15 protein-coding genes are annotated in these 12,336 nt (G+C 40.9%); 10 read left to right on the top strand and 5 right to left on the bottom strand.

Features of this window, described 5'->3' with window-relative positions; translation table 11 throughout:
- Positions 1-13: 13 nt before the first annotated feature.
- Positions 14-304, bottom strand: a complete 291-nt coding sequence (locus tag BSEPE_RS06480) for a TusE/DsrC/DsvC family sulfur relay protein (RefSeq protein ID WP_066045292.1) — start codon at positions 302-304, stop codon at positions 14-16.
- A 101-nt stretch (positions 305-405) separates the two neighbouring features.
- Here BSEPE_RS06480 and prmA point away from each other — a divergent pair, with 101 nt between their 5' ends.
- The 4 genes from prmA to BSEPE_RS06460 are packed head-to-tail and all read left to right on the top strand — an operon-like array spanning position 406 to position 2,969.
- Entirely contained in the window at positions 406-1,275 is an 870-nt protein-coding gene (prmA, locus tag BSEPE_RS06475) for a 50S ribosomal protein L11 methyltransferase (RefSeq protein ID WP_231893492.1), read from the top strand.
- 5 nt (positions 1,276-1,280) lie between these two features.
- Positions 1,281-2,324, top strand: a complete 1,044-nt coding sequence (locus BSEPE_RS06470) for a tRNA (5-methylaminomethyl-2-thiouridylate)-methyltransferase (protein WP_066045287.1) — start codon at positions 1,281-1,283, stop codon at positions 2,322-2,324.
- A gap of 46 nt (positions 2,325-2,370) precedes the next feature.
- Positions 2,371-2,622: a ribbon-helix-helix domain-containing protein gene (locus BSEPE_RS06465; RefSeq protein WP_070104591.1), complete on the top strand. Its 252-nt coding sequence runs from the start codon at positions 2,371-2,373 to the stop codon at positions 2,620-2,622.
- Positions 2,622-2,969, top strand: coding sequence for a type II toxin-antitoxin system PemK/MazF family toxin (locus tag BSEPE_RS06460; RefSeq protein WP_066045283.1), 348 nt, complete (start codon positions 2,622-2,624; stop codon positions 2,967-2,969). Before BSEPE_RS06465 ends, BSEPE_RS06460 begins: the two co-directional genes overlap by 1 nt.
- Here BSEPE_RS06460 and thiS read toward each other — a convergent pair.
- A complete protein-coding gene (gene thiS / locus BSEPE_RS06455) occupies positions 2,966-3,166 on the bottom strand; it encodes a sulfur carrier protein ThiS (RefSeq protein WP_066045281.1) in 201 nt (66 codons plus the stop codon). The two genes, BSEPE_RS06460 and thiS, sit on opposite strands and share 4 nt — an antisense overlap.
- Positions 3,163-3,432 carry a heavy-metal-associated domain-containing protein gene (locus BSEPE_RS06450; RefSeq protein ID WP_066045279.1) on the bottom strand — a complete coding sequence of 90 codons (270 nt, stop codon included), beginning with the start codon at positions 3,430-3,432 and terminating at the stop codon, positions 3,163-3,165. Before BSEPE_RS06450 ends, thiS begins: the two co-directional genes overlap by 4 nt.
- A gap of 125 nt (positions 3,433-3,557) precedes the next feature.
- On the opposite strand from BSEPE_RS06450, the gene carA reads away from it, so the two are divergent.
- The 4 genes from carA to greA are packed head-to-tail and all read left to right on the top strand — an operon-like array spanning position 3,558 to position 9,075.
- Positions 3,558-4,688, top strand: coding sequence for a glutamine-hydrolyzing carbamoyl-phosphate synthase small subunit (gene carA / locus BSEPE_RS06445; protein ID WP_066045277.1), 1,131 nt, complete (start codon positions 3,558-3,560; stop codon positions 4,686-4,688).
- Positions 4,685-5,353 carry an MlaA family lipoprotein gene (locus BSEPE_RS06440; RefSeq protein WP_066045276.1) on the top strand — a complete coding sequence of 223 codons (669 nt, stop codon included), beginning with the start codon at positions 4,685-4,687 and terminating at the stop codon, positions 5,351-5,353. The genes carA and BSEPE_RS06440 overlap by 4 nt, the downstream gene beginning before the upstream one ends.
- Before the next feature lie 27 nt (positions 5,354-5,380).
- The gene (gene carB, locus BSEPE_RS06435) at positions 5,381-8,590 is read left to right on the top strand and encodes a carbamoyl-phosphate synthase large subunit (RefSeq protein WP_066045274.1); all 3,210 of its coding nucleotides are present in this window, start codon (positions 5,381-5,383) and stop codon (positions 8,588-8,590) included.
- 8 nt (positions 8,591-8,598) lie between these two features.
- Entirely contained in the window at positions 8,599-9,075 is a 477-nt protein-coding gene (gene greA / locus BSEPE_RS06430) for a transcription elongation factor GreA (protein WP_066045272.1), read from the top strand.
- 66 nt (positions 9,076-9,141) lie between these two features.
- On the opposite strand, the gene xerD is transcribed toward greA, so the two are convergent.
- Entirely contained in the window at positions 9,142-10,017 is an 876-nt protein-coding gene (gene xerD / locus BSEPE_RS06425) for a site-specific tyrosine recombinase XerD (RefSeq protein ID WP_066045270.1), read from the bottom strand.
- A 228-nt stretch (positions 10,018-10,245) separates the two neighbouring features.
- Positions 10,246-10,599, bottom strand: coding sequence for a 50S ribosomal protein L19 (rplS, locus tag BSEPE_RS06420; protein WP_066045268.1), 354 nt, complete (start codon positions 10,597-10,599; stop codon positions 10,246-10,248).
- Between the two features lie 104 nt (positions 10,600-10,703).
- On the opposite strand from rplS, the gene BSEPE_RS06415 reads away from it, so the two are divergent.
- A complete protein-coding gene (locus BSEPE_RS06415) occupies positions 10,704-12,137 on the top strand; it encodes a glutamate synthase subunit beta (protein ID WP_066045266.1) in 1,434 nt (477 codons plus the stop codon).
- A complete protein-coding gene (locus BSEPE_RS08210; protein WP_269450656.1) occupies positions 12,134-12,265 on the top strand; it encodes a hypothetical protein in 132 nt (43 codons plus the stop codon). Before BSEPE_RS06415 ends, BSEPE_RS08210 begins: the two co-directional genes overlap by 4 nt.
- The last annotated feature ends 71 nt before the right edge of the window (positions 12,266-12,336 follow it).

Genomic DNA, 12,336 nt, shown 5'->3' with positions numbered 1-12,336 from the left:
TTCTGCTGATGCGCTAGACGCAGCCCGTTGGCTGTGGCATACCGCCATATTTAGTGATTGGCTTCATTGGACCTGTTAACCATTCTTTAAATAAGATTTTTTTATCAATGCCTACAACTTTTGCAAAAGTTCTAATCGGTGGGACTGATGAATTTTCGGCAAAATATTCTCTGGCTGCCATAATTTGTGCCACCATGCTTTCGGTTAATTCAAGATCGTCTTCTTTTGCCATCTCAAACATAATCTCTTCGCTCCAGATAGTTGGGTCAACCAAATATCCATTTCCTGTTCTTTCTAGTGCCATTTTTATTCCTTAAATTGTTGATAAACAAATTACATTATAGTTAATTACCCAACGCATTTGCTTGGTTTTTATAAGGGTATAATTTTATCCCCATGGACTGGATGCAACTTACACTAAAAACTTCAAAACAACAGGCAGATTTCGTCAGTGAGGTGCTGATGGGCTTGGACAGCGTATCGGTGACTTTTAGCGATACCTTCGATGATGCAATTTTTGAGCCAGAGCTCGGTACGACACCTTTGTGGCAGAATGTGACGATTACTGCACTATTTTCCATTGGGACGGATGAGGTGTATGTCAAAGAGATGCTTAAACAAATTTGCGGCATTGATGAGGTAAGTTTTGTTTTATTAAAGGACAGGATTTGGGAAGATGAATGTAAAAAGGATTTTCATGCGATGCAATTTGGCGAGCGCCTATGGGTTTGTCCGTCGTGGGAGGATAGTGCTCAATTGCCTGATGATGCGGTTATTATTGATATGGATCCGGGATTGGCATTTGGCACGGGCACACATCAGACTACCGATTTATGCTTACAATATTTAGATGAAAACCCACCGATTAATAAAACGCTGATTGATTATGGTTCGGGCACGGGGATTTTGGCAATTGCGGCAATTAAACTAGGTGCGAAACAAGCAATTTGCACGGATAACGACCCGCAGGCAGTGACAGCCACGCAAAGCAATGTCAATAATAATCACCAAGCGTCTAAAATTACAGTTTTGCATACTGATGACGAAGGGCAGTTGGAAAAAGTAGATTTGATGGTTGCGAATATTTTGGCAAAGCCACTGGTGGGTTTGTGCGAGCACCTCTCTGGACTTGTTAAAACAGGTGGTCAGATTGTTTTATCAGGTATTTTACATGAGCAAGTTGAGATGATATTAGAGGCGTATGGTGAATATTTTTCTGACTTAATTGTAGTAAAAAAAGAAGATTGGTGTCGAGTAAATGGAGTGAGAAAGTAAGAACTATGAGTAAACAAATTAAAGCAGTATCGTTGATTTCAGGTGGGTTAGATTCACTATTGAGCACCAAATTATTATTAGACCAAGGTATTCATGTGGAGGGTATTAACTTCTTTACAGGTTTTTGCGTGGAAGGGCATACACATGCGATTCGCAAACAAAAATCAGATAAGCCAAAACGTAATAATGCCTTATGGGTTGCTGAACAATTGGGGATTAAATTACATATTATTGATGTGATTGAAGAATATCGTGATGTGTTACTTAACCCAAAGCATGGCTACGGAAAAAATATGAATCCATGCCTTGATTGTAAGGGTTTTATGGTTAAAAAAGCCAAACAGTGGATGCTAAAAAATGATTTTGATTTTATCATTACTGGCGAAGTGATGGGGCAACGCCCAATGTCGCAACGCAAAGAAACCATGCCAATTGTGCAAAGGGAGTCGGGTGCTGATGATTTATTATTACGACCTTTGTGCGCTAAGCATCTGCCAGAAACCAAAGCGGAGATTGAAGGTTGGGTGGATAGAGAAAAATTGTTAGATTTTTCAGGTAGAACCCGAAAACCACAAATGGTACTCGCCAAACAATATGGCTTTGAAGACTATGCGACCCCTGCGGGGGGTTGTTGCTTTTTAACGGATAAACAATACTCCGATAAATTGGTAGATATGTGGGCGTCTCGTGGCAACCGTGAATATGAATTAGATGATTTAATGATGCTTAAAGTCGGTAGGCATATTCGTCCTAATAAGCGCTTTAAGATGATTGTTGCCAGAGAAGAGGGTGAGGTGAAATTCTTAGAAGGCTACCGTAATCAATATGCAAACTTATATCCCACCAGTTGCAATGGACCTCTGGCTTTAATCGACGGTGAACCTAACCAAGAAGATGTCAAAATCGCTGCTCGTATATTGGCACGCTATTCGCAAGGGCGTGAAGAAGAGTCAGTTGATGTAGAGGTAAAACTCAAAGTTGGCGTGGCACAGCAGTTTAGTGTTAAGCCACTTTCTGCTGATGAAATCAAAAAAGAGTGGATGGTATAGAAAAAAGTATTATAATAAGTATTACTTTTTAAATTACTTAAGTATTATGAAAACAATTACCTTAAAAACACAAGATGATTTCTTTGAGCAAATTAATCAAATGGCTTTAGAAGAGCGTATTTCCAAGAGTGCACTGATTCGTAAAGCGATTACAGACTATCATAAAAGACTTGAAAGGCAAAAAATCGTTAAGCAAATGCAAGATTCGTCTTTTGAAACTAGAGGTTTAGGTGATGAATTAATTAGAGATTTTGAAGCCATAGATGATGAATATCTTCTGCCACCTTGGGAAGGTTGATGAATTTCATTAGAGGAGGAATTTATTTGGCGAATTTAAATCCTAGCAGGGGTACTGAGATTGGCAAAGTTCGCCCAGTTTTGATTATTCAATCCAATGCGTTAAATAGTATTAAACATCCAACGGTTAATATTTTACCACTCACTTCAAGTTTGAAAAATGACACTTTTTTGCGTTTTAAGGTTAATCAAAGAGATAAATTAGAATATGATTCAGATGTTGTTTGTGATTACATTCGTGCAATTGATGCTAGAAAATTCACCTCAGGTATGCTGACCAAGCTTAGTAAAAATGAAATGCAACAAATTGAGAAAAAACTTGAATGGATACTAGGTTTTCACGACTAACCACCACCTACTGCTTTAATAATCTCACAAATATCGCCTTCGTTTAAGGTGAATTCAGTGTGTTTGGATTTGGCAATAATCGTCTCGTTGACTTCTAAGGCAATGCGTTGATTTTCATAACCTAATTGCACAATTAAATCGTGAACACTAAGATTATCAGAGACTTCTAGCGATTTACCATTAAGAATAAGAGTCACTTATCCATTTTTCCGATGGCACAAGAAACGAATGATTTGGCTTTCGCTTTTGCTGAATTTAGGCCTTGTACGGAATTAATTTCAGGATAACCCAAACCTAATAAAGTTTTGACTATTTCATCGTGTTTGCTGTCATTAACATCAATACTAACAGAGCCTTGCTCGACATTTACGACAACACTATCTGTGTCAAATGCTGCGTTTAATTTCTTGGTAATCGTGCCAGCACAACCGCCACATTTGATATTCTCAACTATTATTTCCATGATAATCCTTATTTGGTCTTTGAAGTGCAATATTATATCATATTTATACAAAGGTCTCATATTGGGCGTCAGATTAATCAGCAGTTATGGTAAAATTTCCGAAGTTTTAAACCAAGGAGCGTTCAGTGTCACAAGTTACATTATTAGCCACATTAGTTTTGGAAGATGGACAGATTTTCAAGGGGAAATCTATTGGCGCTAATGGTGATACTGTGGGCGAAGTGGTATTTAATACTGCGATGACTGGCTATCAAGAAATTCTGACTGACCCTTCTTATGCACAGCAAATCGTCGCATTGACTTACCCACACATCGGCAATACTGGTACAAACGCTGCTGACGAAGAATCTGGGCGAATCTACGCATCAGGCTTAATCATTCGTGACCTGCCTTTAATGGTCAGTAATTGGCGTAGTTCAATGCCACTTGACGAATATTTATCTAAGCATAATATTGTTGCGATTAGTGATATTGACACCCGTGCGTTGACGCGTCATTTGCGTGAAAAAGGCGCGCTTAAAGGCTGTATTATTACGGGTGACAATATTGATGAAGTGGCAGCCATTGAAAAAGCGCAGGCATTTTCAGGACTGAAAAATATGGATTTAGCAAAGGTGGTTTCAGCCGCTGAGCAATACACATTCAACCAAGGATCTTATTCATTAGAAAGCGGTGAATTCAATGCTTTAAATGCTAAATTCAAAGTGACCGTTTATGATTATGGTGTGAAGAAAAACATCCTCAGAATGTTGGTTGATAGAGGTTGTGATTTAACCGTTGTCAATGCACAGACCCCAGTTGAAGAGATTTTAGCAAGCAATCCTGACGGCGTATTTTTATCTAATGGACCAGGTGACCCTGAGCCGTGTGATTATGCAATTAAAAACATTCAAACTTTATTAGAAAAAGATGTGCCAATGTTCGGTATTTGCTTAGGGCATCAATTATTGTCATTGGCAAGTGGTGCTTCGAGTGAAAAAATGAAATTCGGTCATCATGGTGCAAATCATCCTGTACAAGATTTAGATACTAAGCAAGTAATGATTACTTCACAAAATCACGGCTTTGCTGTTTCAGAGAACAATATGCCAGCAAATCTTAAAATCACACATAGGTCGTTATTTGACGGTTCTATTCAAGGGGTTAGGGTGGTTGGAAAGAAAGCCTTTGGTTTTCAAGGACATCCAGAAGCATCGCCAGGCCCACGAGATATGAGTGGCTTGTTTGACGATTTTATTAAGGAGATGGAAAAATGAAATTTATATTATTAATGTTAATGTCTTTTTCGCTGATAGCGAATGAAGATCCATGGGAAGAAATGAATCGCTCGACTTTTGAGTTTAATCAAACCTTGGATGAAAATATTTTTGAACCCGTTGCCAAAAGTTACAAAGAAAATGCACCTAAACCTATGCAAAATCGCGTCAGTGATTTTTCGTCTAATGTTGGCGATATTGGCACGCTTGGCAACGAGATAGCGCAGTTAGAAATTTTGAATAGTGCCAACACCCTAGGCAGGGTTTTAATTAACTCTACCATAGGATTGTTCGGGCTATTTGATGTGGCCAGTGACATTGGTCTAGAAAAAACCAAAGAAGATTTTGGACAAACGCTTGCCGTTTGGGGTACGCCAGAGGGTCCTTATGTTGTGCTGCCAGTTTTAGGTCCTTCAAGCGTTCGTGGTGCCACAGGTGTTGCGGTGGATGGTATGCAAAAAGTTAGCCAAACTAAGCATCTCACTAGCGCACAAAAAATCGGCATTAATATCACTCAGGCAGTAGACACCCGTGTTAAGTTATTGCCAGCAACTGATTTACTTAAAAAAGCAGATGACCCTTATATTACAACGCGTTCGGCTTATTTACAGAGTAGTAAATATAATGTGTATAACGGCGATTTGCCAGACGACGACGAGTTTTAAACCTAACCTAATTTAAAAAAATAGACAATGCCTAAAAGACAAGACCTTAAAAGTATCCTAATCATTGGCGCAGGTCCGATTGTTATCGGACAAGCCTGTGAGTTTGATTATTCAGGCGCGCAAGCCTGCACTGCCTTACGTGAGGAAGGGTATAGGGTTATTTTGGTCAATTCCAATCCAGCCACGATTATGACCGACCCGCAAATGGCGGATGCAACCTATATCGAACCGATTGAGTGGCGTACGGTTGAGAAAATCATTGAAGTTGAAAAGCCAGATGCGCTACTGCCAACGATGGGCGGGCAAACAGCACTGAATTGCGCACTAGACTTGGAGCGTCATGGCGTGTTAAAAAAACACGGCGTAGAGATGATTGGCGCTAAAAAAGAAGCGATTGATAAAGCTGAGGACCGTGACTTATTCCGCGAGGCAATGCTTAAAATTGGCTTAGATATGCCGAAAGCAGCCGTTGCGCACAATATGGAAGAGGCGTTTGCCGTGCAAGAAACTGTCGGCTACCCAACCGTTATTCGTCCATCGTTTACCATGGGGGGATCGGGCGGTGGTATTGCTTATAACGAAGATGAATTTATTGAGATTTGTAAGCGCGGTTTGGATCTTTCGCCAACCAATGAATTGCTGGTTGAGGAGTCCATTTTAGGCTGGAAAGAATTCGAAATGGAGGTGGTGCGTGATACCAAGGACAACTGTATTATTATTTGTTCGATTGAAAATTTTGACCCAATGGGAATTCACACAGGCGACTCAATTACTGTTGCTCCTGCACAAACTTTAACCGACAAAGAATATCAAGTAATGCGCGATGCATCATTAGCAGTGTTGCGTGAAATCGGCGTGGACACAGGCGGTTCAAATGTACAATTTGCTCTCAATCCTAAAGATGGTCGTTTAACCATTATTGAAATGAACCCACGGGTATCGCGTTCATCGGCTTTGGCATCAAAAGCAACAGGTTTTCCAATCGCAAAAGTCGCTGCAAAACTTGCCGTAGGTTACACATTAGATGAATTAGATAATGATATTACAGGTGGAAAAACACCAGCATCATTTGAGCCAAGTATTGATTATGTGGTTACTAAAATCCCAAGATTTGCTTTTGAAAAATTTCCAAAAGCAGATGATCGTTTAACGACGCAAATGAAATCTGTGGGTGAAGTAATGGCAATCGGCTCAACTTTTCAAGAGTCCTTGCAAAAAGCCTTGCGGGGGTTGGAGACGGACAAAGTAGGATTAGACCCAATCGTTGATTTAGGTGCCAATGATGCAAAAAATAAAATCAGATCAGAATGTATCACTGCTCGTAGTGAACGCATTTTTTATTTAGCCGATGCATTCAGATGGGGCATGACACTAGAAGAAGTCTTTGACTTATCTAAGGTTGACCCGTGGTTTTTGGCACAAATTCAAGACATCGTTTCCAGCGAAATGCAAATTAATGGCAGTGACATTACCGACATTGATGCGGATGCATTATTTGACTTAAAACGCAAAGGTTTTTCCGATTCCCGTTTAGCCCAATTGTGTAATTGTAGTGAATCTTCAGTGCGTGAACGACGCAAAGCTTTAAATATTAAACCTGTTTTTAAGCGTGTTGACAGTTGTGCTGCAGAATTTGACACACAAACCGCATATCTCTATTCAACCTACCAGCAGCAATGCGAAGCCAATCCAACTGACAAGAAAAAGATTATGATTTTGGGTGGTGGACCGAACCGCATTGGGCAAGGCATTGAGTTTGATTACTGTTGTGTTCACGCTTCTTTAGCGTTGCGTGCTGACGGATACGAAACCATTATGGTCAACTGCAACCCTGAAACCGTTTCCACCGATTACGACATTTCTGACCGCTTATATTTCGAGCCATTAACGCTCGAAGATGTTTTATCTGTTATTGAAATCGAAAATCCAGAAGGCATTATCGTCCATTACGGCGGGCAAACACCACTGAAACTTGCTGAAGCCTTGGAGAAAAGTGGTGCTAATATTATTGGCACTAGCCCTGATGCGATTGACCTTGCTGAAGACCGCGAACGATTCTCTAAAATGTTACAAGAGTTAGACTTAAAGCAACCATTAAATGGCACTGCTCGTTCATTAGAACAAGCGCAAGACATTGCCGACGGTATCGGCTTCCCATTGGTCGTTCGTCCCTCTTATGTTTTAGGCGGTCGTGCAATGGAAATCGTCTATGACAAGGAAAGTCTTGACCACTATATGCACACCGCTGTGCAAGTGTCTAACGACTCGCCTGTTTTATTAGATTCATTTCTTGACCATGCGATTGAGGTTGATATTGATGTTATTTGCGACGGCGAAGAGGTGGTTATCGGTGGTATTATGCAACACATTGAGCAAGCAGGCATCCACTCAGGCGATTCCGCTTGTTCGTTGCCACCTTACTCATTACCTGACGATGTATTAGACGAAATGCGTATGCAAGTCGTTGCCATGGCAAAAAAACTGGGTGTTATTGGTTTAATGAACACGCAAATGGCATACCAAGATGGTGAAATTTATATTATTGAAGTCAACCCACGCGCCTCACGCACTGTGCCATTCGTTTCTAAGGCAATTGGTCAACCACTGGCTAATATTGCAGCCCGTGTTATGTCAGGAAAAACTTTAAAAGTGTTAAACTTCACCGAAGAAATTATTCCAAAACATTTTAGCGTCAAAGAGGCAGTATTTCCATTTAACAAATTCTTAGGTGTTGATCCAATTTTAGGTCCAGAAATGCGCTCAACTGGTGAAGTAATGGGTATCGGTGATGATTTCGCTTCTGCCTTTGACAAAGCACAACTTGCCGCTGGCAGTCGTGCACCAAAAGACGGTAAAGCTTTCGTTAGTTTACGCAGATTAGACCGAGATGATTTAGTTGACTTAGGTAAGTCTTTAGTCAAACAAGGTTTTACCTTGGTCGCCACGCGTAGCAATAAAGACATTTTGACCGAGGCAGGCTTAGACTGTGAAGTTGTCAATAAAGTTTCCGAAGGCTCTCCACATATCGTTGATAGGATTAAAAATAAAGAAATTGATTTAATTATTAATTCCACCGAAGACACCCAAGGTGCAGAAGATGCTGCAGAAATTCGCCGTCAGGCATTAGTTCATAAGGTACCATTCACCACCACAGTGGCAGCGGCATTCGCAATGCTAGACGGTTTAAAAACCCATGATACAATCACCGTGAGAACGGTGCAATCACTTAATCGTTAGGAGGCAATATGGAAAATATACCAATGACCGTCGCAGGCGCAAAAGCTTTAGAAGTAGAATTACGCAATCTAAAAGATATTGAACGCCCCCGTATCGTTGAAGAAATTGCCACCGCTCGTGCACATGGCGACCTAAAAGAAAATGCCGAATACCATGCTGCCAAAGAAGAGCAGGGTTTCATCGAAGGTCGCATCAAAGAAATTGAGTCAAAACTCTCGCGTATGCAGGTTATTGATGTTGCTAAACTAAATCAAGACGGTCGCTGCGTTTTTGGCACCACCGTTACGCTGATGAACCTCAAAGATGACAGCGAAATCACCTACCAAATCGTCGGTGAAGATGAATCTGATATCACCCTCAAAAAAATCTCCTGCCACTCCCCAATTGCCAGCGCCTTACTCGGCAACGAAGAAGGTGACGAAGTAACTGTCAACGCGCCAGCTGGTAAAATTCAATACGAAATTTTAGAAGTCGAATATATCTAAACTGAGGCTACGCACTGAAAAAGTTCCATTAGGTGCGCAATCTCAGACAAATGTAGCTGTATAAAATTAGCCGCGAGGGTGATGCTTACGATGTTGAGATTTAAGTTGGGTATTTTGGATATGAGTGTAAATCTGTGTGGTAGAAATATCACTATGCCCTAACATAAGTTGTACGCTGCGAAGGTCAGCGCCTTGTTGCACTAGGTGGGTGGCAAAGGCGTGTCGAAGGGTATGTGGGGAGAGAGGTTTGTCAATCCCAGCTTTTACGGCGTAGGACTTAATGATGTAAAAGAAGTTTTGACGGCTCATGCCTGCACCGCGATTACTAAGGAAATAGGCATTGTTCTGGCCATTTTTTAGCAGAAAGGGGCGGGATTTTTTTTCGTAGATGGTAAGGTAATCCATTGCCACTTCGCCCATTGGGAGTATGCGCTCTTTGTTGCCCTTGCCGTGAATGCGAATGTATTCTTCGTTTAGATTTAGGTTGTGGCATTCTAAGTTGACGAGTTCTGAGACGCGTAATCCACAGGAATATAACAGTTCTAACATAGCACGGTCGCGCATGCCGAAACCAGTTTTTTCATCCGGGGCATCTAATAGGGATTCTACTTCGTTGATGTTGAGAAAGGTAGGGAGTTTTTGCCCTTGTTTGGGTTGGTGGAGTTTTTCGGTGGGGTTAATAGCAATGATTTTTGTAGCGACTAAATAATTATAAAAAGTACCTAAGCAGGTAAGGATGCGTGCTTGAGTGGCTGGGTTGAGTGAACGGTATTTGAAATAGTCGTTGATTATGGTGTCTTCCACAGATTCTAATGGATGATTTAGCCACTTTGAGAATATTTTTAGATCGGAGCGATAGGCAGACAAGGTGTTGTGACTGGCACCAGTAGAAAGCCAGTAGTGGTCAAGGAATTGGTCGATAATAGCTGGGTTGTTTTCCATTATTAAATTCTATACCAATTTCAAAAATAAACTAAACAATCTAGCGCGCATTCTCATCCCAAGCATTATCAGTAAAAATTTCAATGTTATCAATCAGTAACATAGGGATTTTTACTGATAATGCTTGGGCGATTATAAGCACTATATTATTCATTTTATTTTTGAAAATGATATTAGACAAAAAAATACCGACGCAGTGTCGGTATTTCTAAAAAACTTGGTTCGCTATTATTTCCTAGCAGCCAACTTTTCTTTAATTCTTGCTTTTTTACCTGTAAGCCCACGAAGATAATATAACTTTGCTTGACGAACTTTACCGCGTCGTTTGACCTCTACTGAGTCAATCATTTTTGAATGGGTTTGAAAAACACGCTCAACGCCTTCGCCATGAGAAATTTTTCTCACGGTAAATGCTGAACCGATACCACGGTTTTTCTTAGCAATTACCACGCCTTCAAATGCTTGTAATCTTTCGCGGTCGCCTTCACGCACCTTCACTTGGACAATAATTGTGTCGCCTGATGCGAACGCAGGGAGGTCCGTTCTTAATTGTTCGTTTTCAATTTGGTCAATTATATTCATGACTGTATTCCTTCGTTCAAATCTTTAAAAAGGGGCAATTATACAGTCATTATGATTGTTAAACAAGATATAATTATGCACTTTTGTTAAGTATAGATTTTGTCATGGGAAAAATAACAGGCTTTAAGGAATTTGATAGAAAAACAGAGGCGTATCGCCCTGTGGATTTGCGACTTAAGGATTATGATGAAATATTTTCAGGGGCGCACGATGTTGCCCATCTGCAAAATCAAGGTGCAAGATGTATGGATTGCGGTGTGCCGTTTTGTCAGTCGAACAACGGCTGCCCTGTCGATAATTTAATTCCTGAGTGGAATGATTTGGTGTATCACGATAAGTGGCAAGAAGCGTTGGTGCGATTACATAAGACTAATAATTTCCCTGAGTTTACTGGGCGCGTCTGTCCTGCGCCTTGTGAGGGTGCGTGCGTGCTAGGGATAAACAATCCAGCAGTAACAATTAAAAATATTGAACAGGCGATTGTTGACCGTGGTTTTGAAGAAGGCTGGATTCAGCCGCATATCGTCTCAAAGCGTACAGGTAAAAAAGTCGCAGTGGTTGGCTCGGGTCCTGCGGGTTTGGCGACAGCAGAAGAATTAAACAAGTTGGGGCATAGCGTGACTGTTTTTGAGCGTGCCGATAGAATTGGTGGCTTACTAATGTACGGCATTCCTAATATGAAACTTGGCAAAGATGTGGTTGCCCGCCGTGTGGATCTGCTAAAAGCATCGGGGATTGCGTTTATTACCAATGTCAATGTCGGCAAGGATGTAACGACTAAGCAATTACAAAAAGATTTCGATGCTTTGGTGTTTACCACGGGTGCAACCAAGGCGCGTGATTTACCAGTGGACAATCGCGATGCCCAAGGTGTGCATTTGGCAATGGAATATTTGACGGCGAATACGCAGAGTTTATTAAACACTGGACACGCCGATGAATCAAACTTGTCCGCCAAAGATAAGGATGTGATTGTTATTGGCGGTGGCGATACAGGTACGGATTGTATCGGCACGGCGTTGCGACAAGGTGCGAAATCGATTGTGAATTTTGAACTCATGGGCAAACCACCTAAAAATCGCGCGGAAAACAACCCTTGGCCACTCTGGCCGTTGATTTATCGTGTGGATTATGGACACGAAGAAGCCACAAAAGTTTTTGGCACAGATCCGAGGCAATATCATTTGCTGACCAAGTCATTTAATAAAGATGCAGAGGGCAAAGTTATTGGATTAAATACGGTGAATGTTGATTTCAAAGACGGCAAGTTGATTGAAATTAACGGCAGTGAAAAAACCTGGAACACGCAATTGGTTTTATTATCTATGGGTTTCACCGCACCAGAACATTATTTAAGCACCGATGCAAACATTGATTTAGATAAACACGGCAATTACCAAGCCAACTATGGCGAATACGCCACCTCTAAAAAAGGTATTTTCACAGCTGGCGATTGCCGTCGTGGTCAGTCATTAGTCGTTTGGGCGATTAACGAAGGTCGTGGCGTCGCCGCTAAAGTTAACGACTATTTAACATGAAATACCTATTAATACTACTCTTAATAATTGCACTCAGTATGATAGTTGTTGGCGTTACTAATGGCATTATTGCACCTGTATTAACTGGCATTGGTTTTATTGTCATTGCACTTATTCTAAAAAAGTAACCACGCTTTTTTTATTGTCTTATACCTCCTAAGGGATAGTCTTAAATACCACTAATAAAACACGAATAAAT

Origin of the sequence: endosymbiont of Bathymodiolus septemdierum str. Myojin knoll (genome assembly GCF_001547755.1) — a bacterium.
Classification (GTDB): Bacteria; Pseudomonadota; Gammaproteobacteria; order PS1; family Pseudothioglobaceae; genus Thiodubiliella.
This window is presented reverse-complemented; position numbering and strand designations above follow the sequence as displayed.

Excerpts from the sequence above, each read along its gene's own strand:
- BSEPE_RS06480 (WP_066045292.1), bottom strand. The coding sequence starts at position 304 with ATGGCACTAGAAAGAACAGGAAATGGATATTTGGTTGACCCAACTATC.
- prmA (WP_231893492.1), top strand. The coding sequence starts at position 406 with ATGCAACTTACACTAAAAACTTCAAAACAACAGGCAGATTTCGTCAGT.
- BSEPE_RS06470 (WP_066045287.1), top strand. The coding sequence starts at position 1,281 with ATGAGTAAACAAATTAAAGCAGTATCGTTGATTTCAGGTGGGTTAGAT.
- BSEPE_RS06465 (WP_070104591.1), top strand. The coding sequence starts at position 2,371 with ATGAAAACAATTACCTTAAAAACACAAGATGATTTCTTTGAGCAAATT.
- BSEPE_RS06460 (WP_066045283.1), top strand. The coding sequence starts at position 2,622 with ATGAATTTCATTAGAGGAGGAATTTATTTGGCGAATTTAAATCCTAGC.
- BSEPE_RS06450 (WP_066045279.1), bottom strand. The coding sequence starts at position 3,432 with ATGGAAATAATAGTTGAGAATATCAAATGTGGCGGTTGTGCTGGCACG.
- BSEPE_RS06440 (WP_066045276.1), top strand. The coding sequence starts at position 4,685 with ATGAAATTTATATTATTAATGTTAATGTCTTTTTCGCTGATAGCGAAT.
- carB (WP_066045274.1), top strand. The coding sequence starts at position 5,381 with ATGCCTAAAAGACAAGACCTTAAAAGTATCCTAATCATTGGCGCAGGT.
- greA (WP_066045272.1), top strand. The coding sequence starts at position 8,599 with ATGGAAAATATACCAATGACCGTCGCAGGCGCAAAAGCTTTAGAAGTA.
- xerD (WP_066045270.1), bottom strand. The coding sequence starts at position 10,017 with ATGGAAAACAACCCAGCTATTATCGACCAATTCCTTGACCACTACTGG.
- rplS (WP_066045268.1), bottom strand. The coding sequence starts at position 10,599 with ATGAATATAATTGACCAAATTGAAAACGAACAATTAAGAACGGACCTC.
- BSEPE_RS06415 (WP_066045266.1), top strand. The coding sequence starts at position 10,704 with ATGGGAAAAATAACAGGCTTTAAGGAATTTGATAGAAAAACAGAGGCG.
- BSEPE_RS08210 (WP_269450656.1), top strand. The coding sequence starts at position 12,134 with ATGAAATACCTATTAATACTACTCTTAATAATTGCACTCAGTATGATA.